Source organism: Streptomyces sp. BR1 (assembly GCF_052373795.1).
Lineage (GTDB): Bacteria > Actinomycetota > Actinomycetes > Streptomycetales > Streptomycetaceae > Streptomyces.
In genome coordinates this window covers 1302801-1328163 of sequence record NZ_CM126252.1, presented here as the reverse complement: position 1 = coordinate 1328163, position 25363 = coordinate 1302801, and the positions used below count along the sequence as shown (strand labels likewise).

Sequence of the window (25363 nt, the reverse complement as noted above, 5' to 3'; positions counted from 1 at the left end):
GGAATCTCTGTCCCAAGCCGGGAGGGAATGCGGTGTCTGGGGGCGGAGGCGCGGAGCACCGGAGTTTTCTGCGTCTGCGTCTGCGTCGTGACGGTCAGGTGGGCCGCTTCTGGTTCTCGACGTAGTCCTTCACGACCTGGAGCGATGCGCCGCCGCATGACCCGGCGAAGTATGAGGGTGCCCAGAGGCCGTGCGTGATCGCCTGGTTCGTTGTGCCGGTGTACTCCTGGCGCAGGTAGCGGGAGGAGACGCCCTTGAGGCTGTTGACCAGCTTGGACAGAGAGAGCTTCGGCGCGTAGTGCACGAGCAGGTGCACGTGATCCTCTTCGCCGTTGAACTCGCGTAGCTCGGCATCGAACCTCTCGCAGACATCGCGCATGATCTCTTCGCACCTGGTCAGCATGTCGTCAGTGAAGACATCGCGCCGGTACCTGGTGACAAAGACCAAGTGGGCGTGCAGGTAGCAGATGACGTGACGGCCCCGGCGTATACCGGGGTTTGGTTTCCACCGTGGTGACATAGACCAAACGTAGTATGGTCAACGAACCAGACCAGATGGGGGTGGGCTGGATGATCCGTGCGTACAAGTTCCTCATGCGGCCCACCGTGGGCCAGACGATCGCGCTCGGCGAGATGCTGCGTGATCACTGCTCGCTCTACAACGGCGCGTTGCAGGAACGCCGCGACGCCTACCGTCACCCCTCGAAGACGAGCATCACGTATGGGATGCAGTCCGTGCAGCTCAAGGACATCCGCGCAGTCGATCCCGAGCGTCAGGGCCGTTGGTCGTTCTCCAGCCAGCAGGCCACCCTTCGCCGTCTCGACAAGGCGTTCGCTGCGTTCTTCCGCCGGATCAAGGCCGGGGACAAGCCGGGATATCCGCGCTTCCGTGGCACCAACTGGTTCGACACCGTGGACTTCCCCAGGGATGGCGACGGCTGTCGCTGGGACTCGACTCCGCATGACCCGGTCATCCGCGTCCGCTTTCAGGGCGTGGGACACGTCAGGGTGCACCAGCACCGGCCGGTGGTCGGCAAGGTCAAGACGGTCAGCGTCAAGCGCGAGGGCTCACGCTGGTTTGTGGTCCTGACTGCCGAGCAGGAACAGCCGGAGCCGCTGCCTGCGACGGGCACCATGGTCGGTATTGACCTGGGCCTGACCAACTTCCTCGCCGACTCGAACGGCGCGTTCGTCCCCAACCCGCGTCACGGCCGCAAGGCCGCCGCGAAACTCGAAGCTGCACAGCAGGGACTCGCCCGGTGTAAGCGCGGATCGAAGCGGCGGCGTAAAGCTGTGGCGAAGGTTGCCTGGCTACACGGCAAGGTACGCCGCCAGCGGCTCGACCACGCGCACAAGACCGCGCTGGACCTGGTCCGTGAGCATGACTTCATCGCGCACGAAGACCTCAAGATCCGCAACATGAGCAAGGCCCCCGCGCCGAAGCCCGATCCCGAGACTCCGGGCGTCTTCCTGCCCAACGGGGTGAGCGCGAAGGCCGGGCTGAACCGTTCGATCGCCGATGCCGGATGGGGGGTGTTCCTCGCGATCCTGCACGCCAAGGCTGAAAGCGCCGGGCGAGAAGTGATGGCCGTGGACCCTCGCAACACCTCCCGGCGGTGCCCCGAATGCGGGCACATAGCCAAGGAGAACCGGCCCTCCCAGGAAAGGTTCCACTGCGTCGCCTGCGGCCACACCGCGCATGCGGACACAGTCGGTGCTCTCAACGTTCTACGGGCCGGGCTGGTCCGTCGCGAAGCCCAACCGGTATAGCGAGAAGCCCCCTTCTTGGAGAGGGGGAGGAGTCACGGAGTTGTTGAGACGTGGGCGCGCCTCATGGCATGAGGCCCGTCACGGGATCAACGAGATCGTTTCACGGGTTTCTCACATCTTCCAAACAGGTTTGTGCGGGAATCGTCACGTCCGGTTGGCGTTGCCTCCCCTGGCAACGCCGAAGGGCCGCACCGCCGAAGCGGTGCGACCCTCCGTCAAGTCGGATCAGATCTGATCAGGTCGGATCGACCGGATCGGATCGGATCAGAAGAACAGCCGGTACGTGTTCCAGCCGCCCGAGCCGATCTTCACGCGGGACTGGAACGGGGCCGCGGCGTTGCCGGTGCCCTTGTACAGCCACAGCGCACCCGCGTTGTCGCGGGCGATGAGGTCGGCCTTGCCGTCCATGTCGATGTCGCCCGGGGCGAAGATGGCGTTGTAGATGTTCCAGCCGCCACCGATCTTCGTGCGGGACTTGAACGGGGCCTTGTAGTTGCCCGTGCCCTCGTACAGCCACAGCGTGCCGTCGCCGCCGCGCGCCACGATGTCGGCCTTGCCGTCACCGGTCAGGTCGCCGTTGCCGGCGAGGGCCGTGTACTGGCCCCAGCCGCCGCCCACGGTGTAGCGGGACGTCATCTTGCCGTTGCCGTAACCCAGGTACAGGTACAGCATGCCCGAGTTGTCACGGCCGAGGAGGTCACCGGCACCGGCGCCGCCCAGGTTGCCCGGGGACAGCAGGGTGTTGTAGATGTTCCAGCCGCCGCCGACCTTCCAGGGGGCGGAGCCGTCGGCCGCGGCGTAGGACAGGTTGCCGTTGTAGTCGGCCTGCCAGATGCCGTCCGCCAGGTTGTCGGCGTCGTTGTCGACCTGGCCGACCCACTTGAGGTTCCAGCCGGTGTTGCCGTCGAAGCCGACGCGCGACTCCAGGCCGCCGTTGCCGTCGGGGGCGTAGAAGTACGCGGTGTCCGACTTGTCGATGCCGAACAGGCCGAACGCCGGCGCGTCGCCGGGCGCGGAGGCCGGGGTGTTGGCCGCACCCTTGAGCCCCTTGGCGGGCTTGGCGGTCGGAGCCTTGAAGGGCTTCGCCGTCGGGTTGTCGGCGGCGAACGCGGTGGCGCCGGTGCCGACGAGGGCGGCGGTAACCGCCGCGGCAGCGAGACGGGTAGCTATCCGCCCACGCTTACGGCCAGAGATCTTGGCCACGTATGTCTCCATTGGTTGAGATATGAGACGCGACACGACTCACGTGGTGAGCCGAGTCACGAGTTCAGCGGAATCGTTTCACGACTCCTTTACCTGTCAACCCGCACGAGGCTGAAGGGGACCAAGTCAACAGCCGTTTCTCGCCAGGTGTTTACCCCCTGTATCCCGATATGGAGCAAAAGAGCCGCACCCCCTGAGTCTGGAACACGACCCTCCGGTTGTGGCGACGGTCGGAACAGCAATCAAACAGCAATCAGAAGAGCAACCGGTAGGTGTTCCAGCCGCCGTTGCCGATCTTCACGCGAGGCTTGTACGGCGCCTCCGCGTCCCCCGTGCCCCGGTACAGCCACAGCGCGCCCGCGTTGTCGCGCGCCACCAGGTCGGTCTTGCCGTCGAGGTCCACATCGCCCGAGGAGACGATGGCGTTGTAGATGTTCCAGCCGCCGCCGATCTTGGTGCGGGGCTCGAAGGGGGCCCTGTAGTTGCCGGTGCCCTTGTAGAGCCACAGCGTGCCGGACTTGTCGCGCGCGACGATGTCGGGCTTGCCGTCGCCCGTCAGGTCGCCGTTTCCGGCGAGCGCGGTGTACTGGCCCCAGCCGCCACCGACCTTGTAACGGGAGGTCAGCTTGCCGTTGCCGTAGCCCAGGTAGAGCCACAGCGTGCCGGACGCGTCGCGGCCGAGGAGGTCGCCGCCCTGGGCGCCGCCCAGGTTGCCGGGGGAGAGGATCGTGTCGTAGATGTTCCAGCCGCCGCCCACCGGCACCGTGGTGAGGTCGGTGAGGGGCTCGAAGGTCATGTTGCCCTTCGTGTCCCACTTCCAGGTGCCGTCCGGGGCGCCGTCGGCGTCGTTGTCGACCTGCGCGGCGTTCTTGACGCCGCCCTGGCCCTCGTCCATCTGCATACGGGCCGAGAAGCCGCCCTCGAAGTCGGGCAGATAGGCGAACTCGTTGCCGGAGCGGTCCACGCCCCGGAGCGGGAAGACCGGGTAGGCGCCGTTCGGGTCGCCGTCCGCGCGCGCGGCGCCGCTCCTGGCGGCGATGGCCTTCTTCGCCGCGGCCCGCACCGACGCCTTGGAGACGGTGCCGGGGGTGGGGCTGTCGGCGGCGAACGCGGAGGCGCCGGTGCCGACGAGTGCCGCGGCGACCGCCGCTGCGGCGAGACGGGCGGATATCCGCCCACGCGTACGCCCAGAAATCTTGGCCGAAGTCTTGGCCACGTATCTCTCCAGAGTCTCGACGAGAGGTGACGCGGCACCGGCGCGCCATGGAGCCGTGCACCGGACACGTCACGCGATCATCGAGATCCTTACACAACTCCCTTACGTGTCAACCTGTTTGAGTGCGGACCGGCCACCAAGGGACGCGCTCACCACAGAGGGTCATGGCTCATGGCGAAGGGCCGCACTCCTTGTGGGAGTACGGCCCTCTCGTCGCGTGCGACGGGATCAGAAGAACAGCCGGTACGTGTTCCAGCCGCTCGTCCCGATGTTCTTGCGCGCCGCGAACGGCGCCGCCGCGTTGCCCGTGCCCGAGTAGCGCCACAGGCCGCCGTTGGTGTCCCGGGCCAGCAGGTCGGTCTTGCCGTCCAGGTCCAGGTCGCCGACGGAGAAGAGGGCGTTGTAGGCGTTCCAGCCGCCGCCGATCTTGGTGCGGGGCTCGAAGGGCGCCTTGTAGTTGCCGGTGCCCTTGTAGAGCCACAGCGTGCCGGACGCGTCGCGCGCGACGATGTCGGGCTTGCCGTCGCCGGTCAGGTCGCCGTTGCCCGCGATCAGGTTGTACGCGTTCCAGCCGCCGCCGATCTTGTAGCGGGAGGCGACCTTGCCGTTGCCGTACCCGAGGTACAGGTACATCGTGCCGCTTGCGTCGCGGGCGAGCAGGTCGCCGGCCGGCGCGCCGCCGAGGTTGCCGGGGGACAGCAGCATGTTGTAGGTGTTCCAGCCGCCGCCGACGGTCCACGGGTCGGTGGCGTCGTCCGGGGCGTAGTACATCGTGCCGTTGTTGTCCCACTCCCACCAGCCGTCGGCGTAGCCGTCGCCGTCGTGGTCGACCTGGACCGTGTTCTTGATCTTGTCCCAGCCCGTGTCGATCTTCGCGCGCGGGCTGAACGCGCCGCCGCCGTCGCGGATGTAGCCGTACAGGGTGTTGGCCCGGTCCGCGGCGAACAGGTCGAACTGCGGGGCGTCCGCGCTGGGCGCGGAGGTCACGCCGGAACGCAGCGACGGCGTCAGGGTGGTGGCGCTCGTGTACGGCTTCGGCGGGTTGTCGACGGCGACGGCCGACGTACCGGTGCCGACGATCGCGGCGGCCGCCACCGCGGCGGCGAGACGGGTGGCTATCCGTCCACGCCCACGGCCGGAATTCTTGGCCACAGTCTTGGCCACGTAGTTCTCCATGAGGCTCAGATGCGTCGTGGCGCGCCTCAGCAGACGAGACGCGCCACGGGTTTCACAGGAATCTTGTCATGACTCCTTTACATGTCAATCGGCTTGAGGTAAAAGCGGCCAACTCGACATCTGCGTCTGCCGGATGGAACCGTCACCGCAGAAGTTCCGTCTCCGCGAGGGTCGCCGGGCCGCCGGTGGACACCAGCCGGTAGTGCGCGTACGAGCCGGGGCGGGCCACCGAGAACACCCGGGTCTGCTTGTCCCAGGCGAACGACTCGCCGGACCTTCTGTCGAGATCGACCCATTTCGTCCCGTCGGTGGAGCCCTGGAGGACCCAGCCCGTCGGGGCCTTGGCGCGGTCGGACGACGTCAGCGTGTACTGCACCGCGCGCGTGGGCGACGCCACCGGCAGCTCGACGGAGTCGAACGTCGCCGCCGTCGCCGAGGTGTTGTCGAAGAGCGGGCCGCTCCCCGAGATCGCGTCGGACGGCGGCGTGGGCACCTTGTCGTCCTTCGTGATCGAGGTCGGCGCCGCGTTCTTGCCGCTGCCCCAGGCCGACGGACGCGGCCCCATGGCGAAGTCGAGCGTGCCGCCGCGGGCGAGCAGGGAGTGGGGGAGCGCGGTGGAGTTCCACGCCTTGCCGTTCACCCGCAACGACTGGACGTAGACGTTCCGGTCGCTGTTGCGCGGCGCCTTCACCACCAGGTCGCGGCCGTTCTCCAGGTGCAGCGTCGCCTTGGTGAACAGCGGCGAGCCGATGGCGTACTCACCGCTGCCCATGACCAGCGGATAGAACCCGAGCGCCGAGAACAGATACCAGGCCGACATCTCGCCGTTGTCCTCGTCGCCGGGGTAGCCCTGGCCGATCTCGCTGCCCGTGTAGAGGCGGCGCGTCACCTCGCGCACCTTCTCCTGGGTCTTCCAGGGCTGCCCGGCCGCGTCGTACAGGTACGCCACATGGTGGGCGGGCTGGTTGGACTGCCCGTACATGCCCATCCGTACGTCACGGGCCTCGGTCATCTCATGGATGACGCTGCCGTACGAACCCGCGAAGTCGGGCGAGGCGGTCTCCGGGGTCGCGAAGAACGTGTCGAGCTTCTTGGCCAGTCCGTCCCGGCCGCCGTACAGGTTGGCGAGGCCGCGCGAGTCCTGCACGGCGGTGAACGCCATGCCCCAGCCGTTGGTCTCGGTGTAGTCGTAGCCCCAGGTCCGCGGGTCGTACGTGCCGCTCGGCACCCGCCAGTCGCCCTTGGTGTCCCGGCCCTGGAAGAAACCGGGGGCGCCCGCACCGGCGCCGGCCGCCTTGGGGTCGAAGAGCTTGACGTAGTTCCGGGCGCGGCCCAGGAAGTACGTCGACTCGTCCTTGTAGCGGGACTTGCCCGTCTTCTTGTAGAGCGCCTGGCCCATCTGCGCGAGGCCGTAGTCGTTGAGGTAGCCCTCAAGCGACCAGGACAGGCCCTCGCCGGTCGAGGTCGGCGTGTAGCCGAGGAACGGTGAGGTGTCCATGCCCTTGCGGCCGACCCCCGGGGTCGGCGGGGCGACCGTGGCGTTCTTCAGCGCGGCCTCGTACGCGGCCTCGCCGTCGAACTTCACGCCCTTCACATACGCGTCCGCGAACGCCACGTCCGAACTGGTGCCGGTCATCAGGTCCGCGTAACCCGGCGAGGACCAGCGGGAGATCCAGCCGCCGTCCTTGTACTGCTGGACGAACCCGTCGACCATCTCGCCCGCCCGGCCGGGGGTGAGCAGCGAGTACGCGGGCCAGGTGGTGCGATAGGTGTCCCAGAAGCCGTTGTTGACGTACACCTTGCCGTAGACGATCTTCGCGCCGGTGCGGGTGGGGGTGTTCTCGCCGGTGCCGGGGGAGAAGGGGCTGGCGTAGACGTCCTTCGAACCGGCCTTCTCGGAGCCGGAGTTGGGGTAGAGGTAGAGCCGGTAGAGCGAGGAGTAGAGGGTGGTGAGCTGGTCGTGGCTGGCGCCCTCGACCTCGACCCGGCCCAGGATCCGGTCCCAGGCGCGCTGCGCCTGGTCCTTCACCCGGTCGAAGGGCGTCCCGGCGGGGATCTCGGCGGCGAGGTTCGCCTTGGCCTGGTCCACGCTGATGAGTGAAGTCGCCAGCCGCAGGGTGACGGTCCGGTCCTTGCCGGGCTTGAGGCGCAGATAGCCGGTGACGTCCGTGCCTCCGCCGCCGGGCAGTTTGGCGCCCGCAGTGGCCGGCGCATCGAAGACGCCGTACGCGAAGAGCCTGGTGGCGCCCGCCGACAGACCGCTCTTCACATCGGAGTAGCCGGTGAACGAGGACGTCGACGGGTCCAGGGTGAGCCCGCCGTTGTTGTTGACGTTGTCCAGGACGACGCTCGCGTCGTCACCGGGATAGGTGAACCGCATCGTCGCCGCGTGGTCGGTGGGCGCCATCTCGGCCTTGAGGCCGTTCTCGAAGGTGACCCCGTAGTAGTACGGCTTCGCCGTCTCGTTCTCGTGCCGGAACGGCAGCCCCCGCGCGGTCCGCGAGGCGTCCGGGGTCCCGGCCGCGGCGGACGGCATCAGCTGGAACGTCTGCCGGTCGCCCATCCACGGGCTCGGCTCATGGCTGGCCCCGAAGGCCTGCAACACGGGCAGGTTGTCCGCGTTGTTGCGCCGCGCGTAGTCGTACAGCCAGTCCTGGGAGGCGGCGTTGGTCATCGGGGTCCAGAAGTTGAACCCGTTGGGCACGGCCGTCGCCGGGAAGGTGTTGCCGCGCGAGAAGGAGCCGCTGGAGTTGGTGCCCCGGGTGGTCAGCGCGTAGTCGGAGAGGTGCGCGAGGCGCTTCTCCGGTTTCTTCGGGGCGATCGCGATGTCGTCGATCCAGCCCTGGAACTTCGCCGGGCCCTTGGGCGAGTCGTACGCAAGAAGGATCCGGTCGACGGTCTTGCCTGCCGCCACCGCGCCGATCCGGGACGAGACCTGGTTCCACTGGTTCACATAGAGCGTCTTCGCCGCGCCCTGGCCCTGCGGGCTGAGCAGCCCGCCGTGCGAGTCGACGGCCCGCAGATCACTCAGATAGGTGCCGTCGGTGAAGGCGAGGTCCACCGACACGTTCGTGGCCGGGTAGTTGAGGTCCGTCTCCGGCATCGACGGGAAGATCTTGTAGTCGAGCTCGGTGTCCCGGCCGATCCGGGTGTTCACGTGGAAGAGCTTGTTGTACGAGTACGCCCGGCCGTCCGCCTTGTGCGTACCGGCGTAACGCAGAGCCCTCTTTCCGGTGAATCCGGCGTTCGCCTTGGCGGTCGGTGATCCGCCCGGCCCCCGGTCGGGCAGGGTCCGCATGTCCGGCGGGACCGGGGCGTGGGTGTTCCCGTCGGAGAACTGGATGTCGGCCAACTGGGTGATGTCGGCGCCGCTGTTGCGGGTGATCTCCAGGCGGTAGTGCGCGTACGCCGTGGAGTTGGTGAAGTCGTACGACTTGGTCTGGAAGCGCGAGGAGAACGTCTCGCCCGACCGGGTGTCGAGCGTCGTCCAGCTCTTGCCGTCCGCTGACCCCTTCAGCGTCCAGTCCTTGGGGTCGCGGGGAGCGGCGTCGTTGGCCGAGGTCAGCGCGTAGGTGACGACCTTGACGGGGGCGTCGAGGTCGAACTCCAGCCAGGCGGTGGGGGCGAAGGCGAGCCACTTGGTGCTGGGCTGGCCGTCGACGAGGTTCTCCTTCACCTCGCCTGAGCCCTCGTTCTCGGCGCTCGCCCGGACCTCGGTCACCCGGTCGGTGACATTGCCCGGTATTCCGCTGGTGAAGGAGCCGTCGACGCCCGATGCGCGCTTGGCGCCGTCGGGGCCGCTGTCCACGGTGTTGAGCCAGTCGGGTTGCGGCTGGCCGGTTTCGAACGATGTCCGGAACGTGTCGCCGCCCGAAGCGGGTTCGGCGGCGGCAGGCTGGGCGGTCGCGGCCCACTGGGCGGTCACGACGAGCATGAAGGCGGCCGCCGCCAGGGCGGCCGCCGGTCCTTGTCTGTGCCGGGATCCGGTCGGCATAGGGGGCCTTTCGATTGGCGGGCACATGACACGCCTCGGCCGGAACGGGGACACGTCCGGCCGGCATGCGGCGGTCATACGATCTGGACAACGTTGTCAGAGGGAAAATGCAGGATCCAGTAGGAAGGCAAGTCATAGGTGGTGTCAAGGGTGTTGAGGGGGAATGGCGCGGTCGTTTCGGATCTTGCCGGGAGTGTCACCCGGGTCCGGCCGCCGTGCTCCGCCGCCAGATATCCAGGAGGTCTCAACTCGGGAAAGGATGCCGTCCAACCATGCTTTCGATCTTGCTCAGTTGACGGAAAGTGGACTATACCTGTCGGCGTCCGCTCCGCCGGGAAACCGACGGACCTGGGGGACGGAGGGCGTCGGGGAAGCAACGGCACGTCATCCTCCGCAAAGTCCGACGTATCCGCTGCGTACCCTGCACTACCCAAGCTTCAGCACAACTGACCGCGGTGGCGGGGCCCTTCGCCTGTTGGCGATTCGGTACGGGCGACCGGTACACCGCCTGAGTCCTGGAGAAGGCGAGGACTTGAGCATGGGATCCACCTCCGCCCACGACACCAATGAGGGCCTGGGCCGTCGCGATCTGATCAAGCGGTCCGCGGCGCTCGGTCTGATCGCCGTTCCGGCAATGGGCTTCCTGTCCGCCTGCGCGAGCGGCAGCGACGACAGCAGCACGAAGCCCACCAAGGGCACCAAGTCCGCCCAGAATCCGCTGGCCGTCAATGAGACGGCCCCCCTCGAAGTCGTCATCTTCGACGGCGGATTCGGCACCAAGTACGCGACCGACGCGAATGCCGTCTACCAGAAGGCGTTCCCGAAGGCAAAGATCAATTTCCACAAGACCCAGAAGATCCAGTCGGAACTCCAGCCGAAGTTCAACGGCGGCACCCCGCCGGACCTGATCGACAACTCGGGCGCCGAGCAGATGGACATGGGCGTCCTGGTCGGCAAGAGCCAGCTCACCGACCTCACCCCGCTGCTCGACGCGCCCTCCATCGACGACCCCGGCAAGAAGGTCCGCGACACGCTGCGGCCCGGCATCGTCGAGATGGGCCAGTTCGACGGCGAGCAGTGCTGGATCTTCTACTACGCGTACACCGTGTACGGCGTCTGGTACTCGCAGACCGCGCTCGACAAGCTGGACGCCAAGTACCCGGAGACCTGGGACGAGATGCTCGCCCTGTGCGAGAAGGCGAAGAAGCAGGGCATCGCCGGCTGGACCTACCCCGGCAAGTACCCGTACTACCTGCCGTTCTCGCTCTACCCGTTCATCGCCAAGATCGGCGGCAGGGAAGTCCTCGACGCCATCGACAACCTGGAGCCGAAGGCCTGGGAACACCCGGCCGTCAAGGCCGCGTTCGAGGCGTACTACGAGCTCTACAAGAAGGGCTACATCCTCCAGGGCACCCCGGGCATGACCCACATCCAGTCGCAGACCGCCTGGACCAAGGGGCAGGCGCTGTTCATCCCCAACGGCTCCTGGGTGGAGAACGAGGCGGCTCCCACCACGCCCAAGGACTTCAAGATGATGGTGGGCGCGCCCTCCAGCCTGGACGGCAACGACAAGATGCCGTTCGGCACCATCTGGGCGTCCGGCGGCGAGCCGTTCATCGTCCCGGCCAAGGCCAAGAACCCGGCGGGCGGCATGGAGCAGCTGCGCATCATGCTCAGCGAGGCCTCCTCGAAGAACTTCACCACCCAGGTGAAGTCGCTCTCCGCCTTCAACGGCGGCACCGACGGCCTCCAGCTCTCCACGGCGCTGCAGTCCGGTGTCGACGCGCTGAAGAAGGCCGGCACCAATGTCGTCAACCCGCGGCTCCAGGACTGGTATGTGAAGCTCCAGAAGGAGCAGATCGGTGTCTCCGGTCTCGGCGAGATGATGGCCGGCCGAGCGACCCCGGCCGAAACCATCAAGAAGATCCAGGGGTACGCCGACAAGGCCGCCCAGGACCAGAACATCAAGCACTACAAGCACAAGAAGTAGCGGCAGTGGGCAAGCGTCACCAGCGGCGGCACCCGCCAGCAGATCGGGGTCGGTAACCATGCAACACGGCAAGTACCGGTTCATCGTGGGATTTCTGGTACTCCCACTGGCGTTGTACTCACTCTTCGTCATCTGGCCGTTCGTCCAGTCCATCTACTACTCGTTCACGGACTGGACCGGTCTGAGCCCGGACTTCAAGATGGTCGGCTTCGACAACTACAAGCGGATGTTCCATGACGACATCTTCTGGAAGTCGTTGCGGCACAGTCTGCTGTTCGTGGCGCTGCTTCCGCTGGTGACGCTGGGTCTCGCGCTGTTCTTCGCCTTCATGCTCAATGTGGGCGGGCGGCGCCGGAAAGGCGCCGCCATCGCCGGAGTGCGCGGCTCCGGTTTCTACAAAATCGCGTACTTCTTTCCGCAGGTGCTCTCGATCGCCATCGTCGCCCTGCTCTTCCAGTTCGCGTACAACCCCAACAACGGCGTCATCAACTCGGCGCTCAAGGGGGTGGGTCTCGGCAGCGTCCAGCCGAACTGGCTGGGCGATCCGAAGCTGGCCCTCTACTGCGTGATGGCCGTGCTCGTCTGGTCCACGGTCGGATTCTTCGTCGTCCTCTTCTCGGCCGGAATGGCCTCCATTCCCCGGGACTTCTACGAGGCGGCGCTGCTCGACGGGGCGAGCCGCTTCACCACGTTCTTCCGGATCACCCTGCCGCTCCTGTGGGACACGGTGCAGTCCGGCTGGGTCTACATGGGGATCCTGGCGCTGGGCGCCGAGGCGTTCGCCTCCGTGCAGATCATGACGGTGGGCCCCGGCGGCCCCGACTACTCGACCACGGTGCTGCCGCTGTACGTCTATCAGTCGGCGTTCCGCGACGGGCAGGCCGGCTACGCGACCACGATCGGTGTCGCGCTCCTCGTCGTCACGCTGCTCTTCGCGGCGATCGTGATGCGGCTGGGGCGGCGCGAGCGGCTGGAGTTCTCATGACCACTGACACCTCGACCGCCGACCTCGCCGAGGAGGAGCGTCCTGACGTGACCGAGCAGAGCGCGCCCGCCGCCAAGGAGAGCAAGGGCGAGGGACGGATCCTCAACGTCTTCTCGCACGGTGTGCTGATCATCTGGGCGATCATGGTCGTGATCCCGCTGCTCTGGGCGGTCATGGCGTCGTTCAAGAACGACGACTCGATCCTGTCGACCCCGTGGGCGCTCCCGGACAAGCTGCACTTCGACAACTGGTCGCGCGCCTGGTCCCAGGCCCATATGAGCGACTACTTCGGCAACACCCTGATCGTGGTGGGCGGTTCGCTCTTCGGCACGCTGCTGCTCGGCTCGATGGCGGCGTATGTGCTGGCGCGCTTCGACTTCCCCGGGAACCGGTTCATCTACTACCTGTTCATCGGCGGGATGAGCTTCCCGATCATGCTCGCCCTTGTGCCGCTGTTCTACGTGATGAACAACCTGAGCCTGCTGAACACGACGCACGGGCTGATCCTGGTCTACATCGCGTACTCGCTGCCGTTCACGGTCTTCTTCCTCACCTCGTTCTTCCGTACGCTGCCGACCTCGGTCGCGGAAGCGGCGATGATCGACGGCGCCTCCCACACCCGTACCTTCTTCCAGGTGATGCTGCCGATGGCCCGTCCGGGTCTGATCAGCGTGGGCATCTTCAACTTCCTGGGGCAGTGGAACCAGTACATGCTGCCGACGGTCCTCAACACGGACCCGGACAAGCGGGTGCTCTCACAGGGCCTGGTCGAGCTCGCGACCAGCCAGGGGTACAAGGGCGACTGGTCGGGGCTGATGGCGGGCCTGGTGATGGCGATGCTGCCGGTGCTCGCCGCGTACATCATCTTCCAGCGGCAGGTCGTCGCGGGACTGACGGCGGGGGCGCTCAAGTAGCGGTACGTCACACTCCGTATCCACCACGGGACCGCCCGTCGGCGACACGCCGACGGGCGGTCCCGTGCTATGTCCCACTGCTCAGGTCTTGACGGGAGACAACCCGAAAGGCTCAGCTTAGAGTTCACATGTTGGAGATAGGACGGGGCCTCGGAGTGGCGGTCCCGTGCGGGGGCGGCCGTCGTGCCGCCTGCCTACGGCAGGAGTGGATGAGTCGATGGAGACTCCGGGGTCGCAGACGTCATTGCACCGGGCCAACCTTGAGCGGGTCGTACGCGCGGTCCGCATGGCCGGCTCGCTCACCCAGGCCGAGATCGCCAGGACGACAGGGCTCTCCGCGGCCACGGTCTCCAATATCGTTCGGGAGCTGAAGGACGGCGGAACCGTCGAGGTCACGCCCACGTCGGCGGGCGGCCGCCGGGCCCGCAGCGTCTCGCTCAGCGGCTCCGCGGGCATCGTGATCGGCGTCGACTTCGGGCATACGCACCTGCGCGTCGCGGTCGGCAACCTGGCCCACCAGGTGCTCGCCGAGGAGTCCGAGCCGCTCGACGTCGACGCCTCCTCCGCGGAGGGCTTCGACCGGGCGGAACAGCTGGTCAACCGCCTGATCGCGGCCACCGGCATCGGCCCCGACAAGGTCATCGGCGTGGGCCTGGGCGTGCCCGGCCCCATCGACGTGGTGTCCGGCACGCTGGGCTCCACCTCCATCCTGCCGGGCTGGACCGGCATCAACCCCAGCGAGGAGCTCTCGGGCCGCCTCGGCGTGCCGGTCTACGTCGACAACGACGCCAACCTGGGCGCGCTCGGCGAGCTGGTCTGGGGCAGCGGGCGCGGGGTCAAGGACCTGGCGTACATCAAGGTCGCGAGCGGTGTCGGGGCCGGTCTGGTCATCGACGGGCAGATGTACCGGGGCCCGGGCGGCACGGCCGGCGAGATCGGGCACATCACCCTGGACGAGTCGGGCCCGGTGTGCCGCTGCGGCAACCGCGGCTGCCTGGAGACCTTCACGGCCGCGCGCTACGTCCTGCCCCTGCTCCAGTCCAGCCACGGGGCCGATCTGACCATGGAGCGCGTGGTCCAGCTGGCCCGTGAGGGCGACCCCGGCTGCCGGCGTGTCGTCGCGGACGTGGGCCGCCACATCGGCAGCGGTGTCGCCAACCTCTGCAATCTGCTCAACCCCAGCCGGGTGGTGCTCGGCGGCGATCTGGCCGAGGCCGGGGAACTGGTCCTGGGGCCCATCAGGGACTCCGTGTCGCGGTACGCCATCCCCAGTGCGGCGCGCCAGCTTTCGGTCCTTCCGGGTGCCCTGGGCGGGCGCGCCGAGGTGCTCGGCGCGCTGGCTCTGGTACTGAGTGAAATGGGCGATTCGACCCTGTTGGAGAACGCTCTCCCGGCGACCAGGCCTGCCTTCACTTAGATAACGGATGGCACCGTTGTCATCTCGTTAAGGATTTACTCCTTGACGGTGGCTCCCCGGCCGAGTTGACTTCCAGCCACCTCGGCCGCAACGTCGCGGCCTCGTCAGGGAGGTTTCAGAATGAACACGCGTATGCGTCGTGCCGCCGTGGCCGTGGCCGCCACCGCGATGGCTGTCTCTCTCGCCGCCTGTGGCAGCGCCAAGGAATCCGGCAACAAGACGAAGGAGTCGTCCGGCTCCTCCAAGGGCGACGCCATCAAGATCGGTCTGCTCCTGCCGGAGAACCAGACCGCGCGCTACGAGAAGTTCGACAAGCCGCTCATCGAGAAGAAGGTCAGCGACCTGACCAACGGCAAGGGCCAGGTGATCTACGCCAACGCCAAGCAGGACGCGACGACGCAGACGCAGCAGGTCGACACGATGATCACGAACAAGGTCGATGCGTTGATCGTGGACGCGGTGGACTCGAAGGCGATCGCGGGTTCGGTGAAGAAGGCCAAGGACGCGGGTATCCCGGTCGTGGCGTTCGACCGTCTGGCCGAGGGTCCGATCGACGCGTACACGTCGTTCGACAACGAGCAGGTCGGCCATGTGCAGGGCAAGGCCCTGGTGGACGCGCTGGGTTCGAAGGCGAAGGACGGTGACATCGTGATGATGAACGGTGCGATCACCGACCCGAACGCGGCGCTGTTCAAGAAGGGCGCGCACGCCGAGCTCGACGGCAAGGTGAACATCGGCAAGGAGTACGACACCAAGGAGTGGAAGCCGGAGAACGCCAACGCCAACATGGAGGGCGCGATCTCGGCCCTGGGCAAGGACAAGATCATCGGTGTCTACTCCGCCAACGACGGCATGGCGGGCGGCATCATCACGGCCCTGAAGGCCGCCGGTCTCTCCAAGCTTCCCCCGGTCACCGGCCAGGACGCGGAGCTCGCGGGCGTGCAGCGCATCGTCGCGGGCGAGCAGTTCATGAGCGTCTACAAGCCGTACGTCCAGGAGGGCCCGATCGCGGCCGAGATGGCCGTCGCGCTCGCCAAGGGTGAGAAGCTGGACTCGATCGCGAAGTCCAAGGTCGACAGCCCGACCACCAAGGGCGTCCCGTCGGTCATCCTGCCGGTCGTCTCGCTGACCAAGGACAACATCAAGGACACCGTCATCAAGGACGGCATCTACAAGGTCGACGAGATCTGCACCGCGAACTACAAGGCCGCCTGCGACGCGATCGGTCTGAAGTAGTTCCCCGCCGGGTCCCGCCCGCGTACACGGCCTCCCGCTGCTGTACGCGACCGGGCTCCCGGCCCCCGAAGCCCCTCCGGCGCCCCGCCCTCCTTCTCAGCCCCCGCTATCGGGCGGGGTGCCGGACGGAACGCTTCTCCTCCTCGTTCTCTTCTGCTCAACCTTCGCGCCCCCTCTCCTCGGGGCGCGGCATCCCCGCCGGTCAGGCGGCGAAGGAGATGGTTCACGTGTCCGCTACGCCCGTGCTGGCGTTGCGCGGGGTCTCCAAGCGGTTCGGTGCTGTTCAGGCGCTCACCGACGTAGAGCTTGAGGTCCACGCCGGTGAGGTGGTCGCCCTGGTCGGCGACAACGGTGCCGGAAAGTCCACGCTGGTCAAGACGATCGCCGGCGTCCACCCCATCGATGACGGCGTCATCGAGTGGGAAGGGAAGTCCGTACAGATCAACAAGCCGCACGACGCCCAGAGCCTGGGCATCGCGACCGTCTACCAGGACCTCGCGCTGTGCGACAACATCGATGTCGTCGGCAACCTCTACCTCGGCCGGGAGCTGCGCAAGCGCGGCATCCTCGACGAGGTCGAGATGGAGCGCCGCTCGCGCGAGCTGCTCACGACGCTGTCGATCCGCATCCCGAGCGTGCGCATCCCGATCGCCTCGCTCTCCGGTGGCCAGCGGCAGACCGTCGCCATCGCCCGCTCGATGCTGGGCGAGCCCAAGCTCGTCATCCTCGACGAGCCCACCGCCGCCCTCGGCGTGGAGCAGACCGCGCAGGTCCTCGACCTGGTCGAGCGGCTGCGCGAGCGCGGCCACGCGGTCATCCTCATCAGCCACAACATGGCCGATGTGAAGGCCGTCGCCGACAAGGTCGCGGTCCTGCGCCTCGGCCGCAACAACGGAGTCTTCGAGGTCAAGAACACCTCGCAGGAAGACATCATCTCCGCCATCACCGGCGCCACGGACAACGCCGTGACCCGCCGTGCGGCGCGCAACGCGGAGGTTCAGAAGTGAGCACCGACAAGACCTCCCCCGTGGACCCGACCCCGCCGGCCGACCCGACGGAGCCCATCCACCTCGACAAGCCGCACGAGGCCCCGGTCGACGCGCCGCCCGCCGCGGGCGAGGCGGTCACCGCCGTCGACCCGCGCCTCCTGGTACGTGAGCAGGGCTTCGCGGGGTACCTCAACGAGTTCAAGCGCAAGATGAAGGCGGGCGACCTGGGGTCCATCCCGGTCGTCATCGGCCTGATCATCATCATGGCGATCTTCCAGAGCCTGAACTCGAACTTCCTGACCGCCGGCAACCTCTCCGACATCTCCGTCGCCATGGTCGGCACGGGCATGATCGCCACCGGCATCGTCTTCGTGCTGCTGCTCGGCGAGATCGACCTCTCCGTCGGCTCGGTCAGCGGTGTCGCGGGCGCCACCTTCGCGGTGCTCAACGTCACGCACGGCATGACCGAGTGGGTGGCGCTGGTCCTCGCGATCCTCACCGGCACGGTCGCGGGCGCGATCCACGGCTTCGTGTTCGCCAAGATCGGCGTCCCCGCTTTCGCCGTGACCCTGGCCGGTCTGCTGTTCTGGAACGGCTTCATGCTCCAGATCCTCGGCAGCAACGGCACGATCAACCTGGACTCCGAGGGCCTGGTCGCCAAGCTGACCAGCTACTACTTCAGCGATGTGGCGGCCGCCTACGGCCTCGCCGTGGTCGCCGTGGCGCTGTTCTTCCTCACCTCGTTCCTCGACAGCCGCCGCCGAGAGGCGGCCGGTGTGCCGTCGCGCCCGCTGAGCGAGATCGTGCTGCGCACGGTGCTGCTCGCGATCCCCGCCTTCGCCGTGGCCGCCGTGTACAACCAGTACAAGGGCCTCCCGCTCGCGGTGGTGCTGTTCCTCGCGGTCCTGGTGATCACGGACTTCGTGCTCCGGCGCACCGCGTACGGCCGCAAGGTCTTCGCGCTCGGCGGCTCCATCGAGGCCTCCCGTCGGGCCGGTATCAACGTCGTGATGATCCGCACCTCGATCTACGCGATCTCCGGCACCTTCGCCGCCATCGGCGGTCTCTTCCTCGCCTCGAAGATCACCGCGGCCAACCAGGGCGCGGGCAGCGGTGAGCTCCTGATGAACGCCATCGCGGCGGCCGTCATCGGCGGCACCAGCCTCTTCGGCGGCCGCGGCCGCACCTGGAACGCGCTGCTCGGTGTGCTGGTGATCACCTCGATCCAGTACGGCCTGGCCCTGCAGGGCATCGCCTCGCCGATCCAGTACATGATCACGGGTGGCGTACTGCTCGCCACCGTCGTGATCGACGCCGTCACCCGCAAGACCCAGAAGTCCGCGGGCCGCGCCTGACCGCGGTCCCCCAAGGCGTGCCCGGTGCCCTCGCGGCGCCGGGCACGCCTGTGCGTACGCGCGAATGTCGGCCATTCGCGGGACGTAGAACCCACCGCCCGATGAACGCCGTCGCGGGCGGAACATTAGACTCGGCCAAATCGGCATGCTCGACCAGCACGGATGCAAGGAGGCACGGGTGCCGCTGCTTACCCGTATCAGGGGACCGCGCGATCTCGACCGGCTCAGCCCGGAGCAGCTGGACCAGCTGGCCGCTGAGATCCGGACCTTTCTCGTGGACGCGGTCTCCAAGACCGGCGGGCACCTCGGACCCAACCTGGGCGTCGTGGAGCTCACCATCGCGCTGCACCGCGTCTTCGAGTCCCCCAAGGACAAGGTCCTGTGGGACACGGGCCACCAGAGCTATGTGCACAAGCTCCTCACCGGCCGCCAGGACTTCGCCAAGCTGAAGATGAAGGGCGGGCTCTCCGGCTACCCCTCGCAGGCCGAGTCCGAGCACGACGTCATCGAGAACAGCCACGCCTCCACCGTGCTGGGCTGGGCCGACGGTCTCGCCAAGGCCAACGAGGTCCTCAAGCGGGACGACCACGTCGTCGCGGTCATCGGCGACGGCGCCCTGACCGGCGGCATGGCCTGGGAGGCGCTGAACAACATCGCCGCCGCCAAGGACCGCCCGCTGGTCATCGTCGTCAACGACAACGAGCGCTCGTACGCGCCGACCATCGGCGGCCTCGCCAACCATCTGGCGACCCTGCGCACCACCGACGGCTACGAGCGCTTCCTCGCCAAGGGCAAGGACCTCCTGGAGCGCACCCCGGTCGTCGGCAAGCCGCTCTATGAGACGCTGCACGGCGCCAAGAAGGGCCTCAAGGACTTCATCGCGCCGCAGGGCATGTTCGAGGACCTGGGCCTCAAGTACGTCGGCCCGATCGACGGCCATGACATCGAGGCCCTGGAGTCCGCCCTGACGCGCGCCAAGCGCTTCGGCGGCCCGGTCATCGTGCACTGCCTCACCGAGAAGGGCCGCGGCTACCAGCCCGCGCTCGCGGACGAGGCCGACCGCTTCCACGCCGTCGGCAAGATCCACCCGGACACCGGTCTGCCCGTGTCGACCTCGGGCCTGGACTGGACCTCGGTCTTCGGCGAGGAGATGGTCAAGCTCGGCAAGGAGCGCGAGGACATCGTCGCGATCACCGCGGCCATGCTCCAGCCGGTCGGGCTCGACAAGTTCGCCAAGGCCTTCCCGGAGCGGGTCTACGACGTCGGCATCGCCGAGCAGCACGCCGCGGTCTCCGCGGCGGGCCTGGCCACCGGTGGTCTGCACCCCGTCTTCGCCGTCTACGCCACCTTCCTCAACCGTGCCTTCGACCAGGTCCTGATGGATGTCGCCCTCCACAAGTGCGGTGTGACGTTCGTCCTGGACCGGGCCGGGGTCACCGGCACCGACGGTGCCTCGCACAACGGCATGTGGGACATGTCGATCCTCCAGGTCGTCCCCGACCTCAGGATCGCGGCGCCGCGCGACGCCGACCAGGTGCGTGCCCAGCTGCGCGAGGCCGTCGCGGTCGAGGACGCCCCGACCGTGGTGCGGTTCTCCAAGGGCGCGGTCGGCCCGGCGGTCCAGGCCGTCGGCAGGATCGGCGGCATGGACGTGCTGCGCAAGGCCGACGCGGAGCTCCCCCATAGCCTTAAGGGCATGGGAGGTGCCCCCACCGACGTGCTGCTCGTCTCCGTCGGCGCGCTCGCCCCGATGTGCCTGGAGATCGCCGACCTGCTCGACGCGCAGGGCATCTCGACGACCGTGGTCGACCCGCGCTGGGTCAAGCCGGTCGACGAGGCGCTCGCCCCGCTCGCCGAGACCCACCGGGTTGTCGTCACCGTCGAGGACAACAGCCGCGTCGGCGGCGTCGGTTCGGCCGTCGCCCAGGCGCTGCGCGACGCGGGCGTCGACGTCCCGCTGCGCGACTTCGGCATCCCGCCGCGCTTCCTCGACCACGCCTCCCGTAACGAGGTCATGGCGGAGATCGGGCTGACCGCGCCGGACATCGCCCGCCAGGTCACCGGCCTGGTCGCCAAGCTCGACGGCAAGTACGACAGCGAGGCCGCCGTGGAGCCCGCGCGCGACTGACGCGGCCGAGCACACCGGTCAACGGGCCGGTCCGATCACCCTGTACGGGTGGTTGGACCGGCCCAATTGCGTGAATTACCGCCGCCGCCCGGTACCCGTACGGCCACTCCTCCCGATCATGGCGAGGACGTTGAGCTAGCGGAGGTGCACAGGTGGCCAGTAACGGTCTCTTCCGGACCAAATCCATTGAGAAGTCCATCAAGGACACAGAGGAGCCCGAACACGCACTCAAGAAGTCGCTGTCCGCGCTCGATCTGACGGTCTTCGGGGTCGGTGTCATCATCGGCACCGGCATCTTCGTCCTCACCGGCAAGGTCGCCAAGGAGAACGCGGGACCGGCCGTCTCCCTGGCCTTCGTCACGGCCGGTGTCGTCTGCGCGCTGGCCGCCCTGTGCTACGCCGAGTTCGCCTCCACCGTCCCGGTCGCCGGGTCCGCGTACACCTTCTCGTACGCCTCGCTCGGAGAACTCCCCGCCTGGACCATCGGCTGGGACCTGGTGCTCGAATTCGCCCTCGGCACCGCCGTGGTGGCCGTCGGCTGGTCAGGGTATGTGCGCTCGCTGCTCGACAACGCGGGCTGGCACATGCCGGAAGGGCTCAGCGGGCGCGACGGCGCGCACGGCTTCGGCTTCGACATCCTGGCCGCCGCCCTGGTCCTGGTGCTCACCGCGATCCTCGTCCTCGGGATGAAGCTCTCCGCCCGGGTCACCTCGGTCGTCGTCGCCGTCAAGGTGACCGTGGTGCTCATCGTGATCATCGCGGGCGCGTTCTTCATCAAGTCCGAGAACTACAAGCCGTTCATCCCCACGTCGCAGCCGCAGACCGCGGGCGGCACCCTCAAGGCGCCGCTCGTCGAGCTCATGTTCGGCTACGCCCCCACCAACTTCGGCGTGATGGGCATCTTCACCGCCGCGTCCGTCGTCTTCTTCGCCTTCATCGGCTTCGATATCGTGGCCACCGCCGCCGAGGAGACGAAGAACCCCCAGCGGGACATGCCGCGCGGCATCCTCGGCTCGCTCTTCATCTGCACCGCCCTGTATGTGGCCGTCTCCATCGTGGTCACCGGGATGCAGCACTACTCCAAGCTCTCCGTGGACGCCCCGCTCGCCGACGCCTTCAAGGGCACCGGGCACCCCTTCTACGCGGGCGTCATCAGCTTCGGGGCGGCCGTCGGTCTCACCACCGTCTGCATGATCCTGCTGCTCGGCCAGACCCGCGTGTTCTTCGCGATGAGCCGGGACGGGCTGCTGCCCCGGTTCTTCTCCCGTGTCCACCCGCGCTTCCGCACCCCGCACCGGCCCACCATCCTGCTCGGCGGGCTGATCGCGATCCTCGCGGGCTTCACCAGCCTCAGCGAACTGGCCGAGCTGGTGAACATCGGCACCCTCTTCGCCTTCGTCGTCGTCGCCATCAGCGTGATCATCCTGCGCCGCACCCGCCCCGACCTGCCGCGCGCGTTCCGTACCCCGCTGGTGCCCCTGGTGCCCATCCTGTCGGTGGCCGCCTCCCTCTGGCTGATGATCAATCTGCCGGCCGAGACCTGGATCAGGTTCGGGATCTGGATGGTGATCGGTTTCGTCGTCTACTTCCTGTACGGACGGTCTCACAGTCGAGTTAACGTACAGTGACGATTTCGAGTTCCCGGAGTTGATCGACCGGCCCCGTATGTCCCGCTTCGATGGGAACTGCGGGGCCGGATAGCGTGCTTCCCGTGCACCGTACGCTCGTCGAGTCCGCCGCCCCGTCACGCTCCGTACGCGCGTCTCGGGTGCCCCGGCCGCGGGCCGCGCCGGGGCCGGGGCGGTGCGCCGGGTACTGGACGCGGCTGCTGCCCGCGCTCGCCGCGCTGGCCGTGCTGACCCGGCTGCCGTCCTTCCGCCATCCCCTGTGGAACCCGGACGAGGGCTATCTCGCCGTCCAGGCGCGCCAACTCGCCGCCGGGGGAGCGCTGTACGACACGGTCGTCGACCGCAAGCCCCCGCTGCTGCCGTGGCTGTACGAGGCGGCCTTCGCGGTCTTCGGGGACACCTCGCTCAGCCCGCTGCGGCTCGCGGCGGTGGGGGCCCAGCTGCTCACGGCGGTGCTGCTGGCCTCCACCGCCCGCCGCCGCTGGGGCGACCGGGCCGGGCGGGTCGCCGGGGTCCTGCACCTGCTCGTCTCCATCGGCCTCAACCCCGAGGACGCGCAGGCGGCCACGTTCGAGGTGTTCATGCTGCCGTTCACGGTCGCCGCCGTGCGCTGCGCCGACCGGGGCCACTGGGGCCGCGCCGGGTTGGCCGTCGCCGGGGCGCTCCTGACCAAGCAGACCGGCGGCGCCACCCTCGTCCCGGTCCTGTGGCTGCTGTGGCGCACGGCCGCGCCGCGCCGAAGTGCCCTGCTGCGTACGGGAGTCGGGCTCTGCGGCCCGGTACTGCTCGGCGCGCTCGCCACCGGCCCGTCCCGCTTCCTGTTCTGGACGGTCACCGGCTCCGGCGCGTACGCCTCCTTCACCGGCTCCGAACTGCACGTACTGGCACGGGGGTTGGTGAACACGGCCCTGCTCGCGACCGCCTGCGCCGGGCTGATCCCGCCGGTGGTGCGGGTGCTGCGGATCGCGCGGACCGGCGCCGCCGACGTATGGCTGTGGCTCGCCTCCTCGGCCGGTGCCGTCCTCGTCGGCTTCCATTTCTTCGGCCACTACTACCTCCAGCTCATCCCGCCGCTGGTGCTGCTCGCCGCCGCCGCGCTGCAGATCCTGCCGCCGTACCGGCTGACCAGCGCGCTGCTCGCGTCCGCCTGCGGCTGCGCGCTCTTCCTCTGCTGGGGCCTGCTCGCGCCGCGCCCCGAACTCGCCCACGCCGAGCGCCTGGCCGCCGCCGTACGCGCCCGTACGGCGCCGCAGGAGCCGGTGCTGGTCTGGGGCATACACCCGGAGACGTACTGGCTCGCCGGCCGCACCCCCGCCACCCGCTATCTGACGGCCGGACTCCTCACCAACTACAGCGGCGGCCGCGACGGCCCCCAGGTCGGCGAGAAGTACGGCGTCGACGGCTCCTGGCCGGTCTTCCGCGCGGAGCTGACGACCCGGCCGCCAGCACTGATCGTCGACGACTCACGCGGCAAGCCGTACGCCCCCGAACGCCTCCCGAGCCTGCGCCGCCTGCTGGCCGCGCACTACGAACCGCTGGCGGGGACGGTCGACGGGGCGGTCCTCTACGTACGTACGCAGCCCGCTGGGGACTAACCGCCTGGCTGTCGCACCGTCCGGGGGCCCGCGCACTGGGCGCCGTGGGCCTCGACGCGGCGGCGCAGTTCGCGGTCGGCCGTCACCACCAGGCAGGGGCGGTCCGCCGCCCGGTCCGCGACCAGTTCCACGATCCTGTCGTCGCCGCTGCCGGGCGCCGGCTCGACCCGTACGCCCGTCACCGACTCCACGGCCCGCGCCGCGCCCTCGACCACCAGGACCAGCTCCACGGGGCCGGGAAAGCCGGGCAGGCCGGTCGTGGCGAATCCGGTGAGGTGGTCGCGCAGGCGCTCGGCGGCGCCGCGCCGGTCGCGCCACCAGCCGTCCGGAACCGAGCCCACCACATTGGCCGCGTCCACGATCACCAGCGAGGTCGTCACCATCCCGGCAGCCTGGCACGGACAAGGGGAAAATCGCACGTCGGGCCGGGGAAATCCCGCGAATTCCGGGCCCCGGACCGAGTGTTATTGTCGCTGGGTCTCATGGTGTGTCGCATCCGGCCGCTCATCGCGGATCTGGTAGGGAAAGGTGGTCGGTGAGCCATGGCGTTGAAGCCCGCGCGGACGTCGAAGGGTGGGTCGGGCCGGGAGCCCGGGCCCCCCGCCCCGAAGTCCACCGCCGCGCCCGGCCTCGCTCCCGTGCTCGCCACGCCGGACGGCCGTCCCACGGTCACCGGCTGGCTGCTGCGCGGCAAGGACGGCAGGCTCACGGCGTACGCGCCGACCGACGGCGGGGTGCTGCGCTGGACCGAGGTCTCGCCCGGCGGCCCCGAGTGGACCGGCCCCGAGCTGGTGGCCCCGAAGAGCGGCCTGGACCCGCGCCTCACCGTCGTCCAGGGCTCCGACGGGTATGTGCACCTCTTCACGCTGTGGCAGTCGGTCACGGCCGCCGGTGAGCCCCACTACGACGTGGTCCACGCCATCCAGTACCAGTCGGGCCGCCCGGTCAAGGACTGGTACCCGCTGGGCACCCCGTACCGCGACCAGTCGAAGGCCGCCAAGGTCGGCCACCCGGCCGCCGTCGTCGACTCCGACGACAACCTGCACGTGTTCGTCCGCAACGCCGGGACCGGCCTGTGCGCCCGTGTCCAGGAGTCCTCCGGCAAGTGGGGCAACTGGCTCGACCTCAACGGCTCCGGCTCGTACGGCACGATCTGCGCGGGCGCGGCCGACGACGGCAAGGTCGAGGTCCTGGCCCCGGCCAAGCGCGGTGTGATGCGCTGGACGAGGACCGCGGAGGGCAACGACTACGAGACGGCGCCCGACCTCAAGCACCAGCCCGAGGACGGCTCGGTGGCGGCCCAGCACACCGGTGAGGACCGCATCACCTTCCTGTGGCGCGAGAGCAAGTCGGGCGAGGTGCAGGCCGTGCGCGGCGACGACGCGCCCGTGCCGCTCGGCGGCGCCGCGAGCGGCCCCATCGCCGTGCTGCGCACCCCGGTCGACGGCCACGACTGCACCCTGATGGCCCAGCGCGGCGCCGACGGCCGCCCGGCGCTGGCCGCCTACCCGACCGAGGCCGAGTCGGCCGGAGCCGTGTGGGCCTCGACCGGCGAGGTCTGCGCCGGAGTGCCCGCGCTCGCGACCGACGCCGCCGGGCGGGTCGTCCTCGCCGCGTTCGGCACGGACGGCAGGCTGCGGATCACCCGCCAGAAGACCACCGAGCCGGGCCTCGCGATGGAGCCCTGGATCACGGTCTGACGCTGCGCGGTGCCTGCCCGGGGTGGTTCCGGGCAGGCGGGCCAACCGGCCGCCGCGGAACGGCTGT

The 25363-nt window shown here is 68.6% G+C and carries 18 protein-coding genes; 12 read left to right on the top strand and 6 right to left on the bottom strand.

Annotated features, from left to right (window positions below):
• Positions 1-94: 94 nt before the first annotated feature.
• Complete coding sequence (gene tnpA, locus ACT1U9_RS05960; RefSeq protein WP_444537326.1) at positions 95-520, bottom strand: IS200/IS605 family transposase; 426 nt, start codon at positions 518-520, stop codon at positions 95-97.
• Between the two features lie 50 nt (positions 521-570).
• Between tnpA and ACT1U9_RS05955 the strand changes: the two genes are divergently transcribed.
• Positions 571-1770, top strand: a complete 1200-nt coding sequence (locus tag ACT1U9_RS05955; RefSeq protein WP_444539018.1) for an RNA-guided endonuclease InsQ/TnpB family protein — start codon at positions 571-573, stop codon at positions 1768-1770.
• Positions 1771-2034: 264 nt separating this feature from the next.
• On the opposite strand, the gene ACT1U9_RS05950 is transcribed toward ACT1U9_RS05955, so the two are convergent.
• The 4 genes from ACT1U9_RS05950 to ACT1U9_RS05935 form a co-directional block, all read right to left on the bottom strand.
• Positions 2035-2973, bottom strand: a complete 939-nt coding sequence (locus ACT1U9_RS05950; protein ID WP_444537325.1) for an FG-GAP repeat domain-containing protein — start codon at positions 2971-2973, stop codon at positions 2035-2037.
• A 253-nt stretch (positions 2974-3226) separates the two neighbouring features.
• Positions 3227-4189 (bottom strand): FG-GAP repeat domain-containing protein, encoded by a 963-nt coding sequence (locus ACT1U9_RS05945; protein WP_444537324.1) that lies wholly within the window; start codon positions 4187-4189, stop codon positions 3227-3229.
• A 228-nt stretch (positions 4190-4417) separates the two neighbouring features.
• Positions 4418-5353 carry an FG-GAP repeat domain-containing protein gene (locus ACT1U9_RS05940; protein ID WP_444537323.1) on the bottom strand — a complete coding sequence of 312 codons (936 nt, stop codon included), beginning with the start codon at positions 5351-5353 and terminating at the stop codon, positions 4418-4420.
• Between the two features lie 154 nt (positions 5354-5507).
• Positions 5508-9359 carry a GH92 family glycosyl hydrolase gene (locus ACT1U9_RS05935; protein WP_444537322.1) on the bottom strand — a complete coding sequence of 1284 codons (3852 nt, stop codon included), beginning with the start codon at positions 9357-9359 and terminating at the stop codon, positions 5508-5510.
• A gap of 538 nt (positions 9360-9897) precedes the next feature.
• Between ACT1U9_RS05935 and ngcE the strand changes: the two genes are divergently transcribed.
• The 10 genes from ngcE (at position 9898) to ACT1U9_RS05885 (ending at position 23596) form a co-directional block, all read left to right on the top strand.
• Positions 9898-11349: an N-acetylglucosamine/diacetylchitobiose ABC transporter substrate-binding protein gene (ngcE, locus tag ACT1U9_RS05930; RefSeq protein ID WP_444537321.1), complete on the top strand. Its 1452-nt coding sequence runs from the start codon at positions 9898-9900 to the stop codon at positions 11347-11349.
• Positions 11350-11407: 58 nt separating this feature from the next.
• On the top strand, positions 11408-12334 hold the full coding sequence (locus ACT1U9_RS05925) for a carbohydrate ABC transporter permease (RefSeq protein WP_188272558.1): 927 nt from the start codon (positions 11408-11410) through the stop codon (positions 12332-12334).
• A complete protein-coding gene (locus ACT1U9_RS05920; protein ID WP_444537320.1) occupies positions 12331-13248 on the top strand; it encodes a carbohydrate ABC transporter permease in 918 nt (305 codons plus the stop codon). Before ACT1U9_RS05925 ends, ACT1U9_RS05920 begins: the two co-directional genes overlap by 4 nt.
• 217 nt (positions 13249-13465) lie before the next feature.
• Positions 13466-14665, top strand: a complete 1200-nt coding sequence (locus tag ACT1U9_RS05915) for an ROK family transcriptional regulator (protein WP_444537319.1) — start codon at positions 13466-13468, stop codon at positions 14663-14665.
• A gap of 120 nt (positions 14666-14785) precedes the next feature.
• Positions 14786-15901: an ABC transporter substrate-binding protein gene (locus tag ACT1U9_RS05910; RefSeq protein ID WP_444537318.1), complete on the top strand. Its 1116-nt coding sequence runs from the start codon at positions 14786-14788 to the stop codon at positions 15899-15901.
• 218 nt (positions 15902-16119) lie between these two features.
• Positions 16120-16908 (top strand): ATP-binding cassette domain-containing protein, encoded by a 789-nt coding sequence (locus ACT1U9_RS05905; protein WP_444537317.1) that lies wholly within the window; start codon positions 16120-16122, stop codon positions 16906-16908.
• Complete coding sequence (locus ACT1U9_RS05900) at positions 16905-18245, top strand: sugar ABC transporter permease (protein ID WP_444537316.1); 1341 nt, start codon at positions 16905-16907, stop codon at positions 18243-18245. The genes ACT1U9_RS05905 and ACT1U9_RS05900 overlap by 4 nt, the downstream gene beginning before the upstream one ends.
• 178 nt (positions 18246-18423) lie before the next feature.
• Complete coding sequence (gene dxs, locus ACT1U9_RS05895; RefSeq protein ID WP_444539017.1) at positions 18424-20373, top strand: 1-deoxy-D-xylulose-5-phosphate synthase; 1950 nt, start codon at positions 18424-18426, stop codon at positions 20371-20373.
• A gap of 152 nt (positions 20374-20525) precedes the next feature.
• Positions 20526-22001 carry an amino acid permease gene (locus ACT1U9_RS05890; protein ID WP_444537315.1) on the top strand — a complete coding sequence of 492 codons (1476 nt, stop codon included), beginning with the start codon at positions 20526-20528 and terminating at the stop codon, positions 21999-22001.
• A gap of 50 nt (positions 22002-22051) precedes the next feature.
• Complete coding sequence (locus ACT1U9_RS05885; protein ID WP_444537314.1) at positions 22052-23596, top strand: ArnT family glycosyltransferase; 1545 nt, start codon at positions 22052-22054, stop codon at positions 23594-23596.
• Here the strand turns inward: ACT1U9_RS05885 and ACT1U9_RS05880 are convergent.
• A complete protein-coding gene (locus tag ACT1U9_RS05880; protein WP_444537313.1) occupies positions 23593-23979 on the bottom strand; it encodes an NTP pyrophosphohydrolase in 387 nt (128 codons plus the stop codon). The two genes, ACT1U9_RS05885 and ACT1U9_RS05880, sit on opposite strands and share 4 nt — an antisense overlap.
• A 159-nt stretch (positions 23980-24138) precedes the next feature.
• Between ACT1U9_RS05880 and ACT1U9_RS05875 the strand changes: the two genes are divergently transcribed.
• The gene (locus ACT1U9_RS05875) at positions 24139-25296 is read left to right on the top strand and encodes a hypothetical protein (RefSeq protein WP_444537312.1); all 1158 of its coding nucleotides are present in this window, start codon (positions 24139-24141) and stop codon (positions 25294-25296) included.
• The last annotated feature ends 67 nt before the right edge of the window (positions 25297-25363 follow it).

Bases quoted from the DNA above. Each gene is read 5' to 3' on its own strand.
- ngcE (WP_444537321.1), top strand. From the start codon at position 9,898: ATGGGATCCACCTCCGCCCACGACACCAATGAGGGCCTGGGCCGTCGC.
- ACT1U9_RS05875 (WP_444537312.1), top strand. From the start codon at position 24,139: ATGGCGTTGAAGCCCGCGCGGACGTCGAAGGGTGGGTCGGGCCGGGAG.
- ACT1U9_RS05880 (WP_444537313.1), bottom strand. From the start codon at position 23,979: ATGGTGACGACCTCGCTGGTGATCGTGGACGCGGCCAATGTGGTGGGC.
- ACT1U9_RS05925 (WP_188272558.1), top strand. From the start codon at position 11,408: ATGCAACACGGCAAGTACCGGTTCATCGTGGGATTTCTGGTACTCCCA.
- ACT1U9_RS05885 (WP_444537314.1), top strand. From the start codon at position 22,052: ATGGGAACTGCGGGGCCGGATAGCGTGCTTCCCGTGCACCGTACGCTC.
- ACT1U9_RS05935 (WP_444537322.1), bottom strand. From the start codon at position 9,359: ATGCCGACCGGATCCCGGCACAGACAAGGACCGGCGGCCGCCCTGGCG.
- ACT1U9_RS05910 (WP_444537318.1), top strand. From the start codon at position 14,786: ATGAACACGCGTATGCGTCGTGCCGCCGTGGCCGTGGCCGCCACCGCG.
- ACT1U9_RS05915 (WP_444537319.1), top strand. From the start codon at position 13,466: ATGGAGACTCCGGGGTCGCAGACGTCATTGCACCGGGCCAACCTTGAG.
- ACT1U9_RS05905 (WP_444537317.1), top strand. From the start codon at position 16,120: ATGGTTCACGTGTCCGCTACGCCCGTGCTGGCGTTGCGCGGGGTCTCC.
- ACT1U9_RS05955 (WP_444539018.1), top strand. From the start codon at position 571: ATGATCCGTGCGTACAAGTTCCTCATGCGGCCCACCGTGGGCCAGACG.
- tnpA (WP_444537326.1), bottom strand. From the start codon at position 520: ATGTCACCACGGTGGAAACCAAACCCCGGTATACGCCGGGGCCGTCAC.
- ACT1U9_RS05920 (WP_444537320.1), top strand. From the start codon at position 12,331: ATGACCACTGACACCTCGACCGCCGACCTCGCCGAGGAGGAGCGTCCT.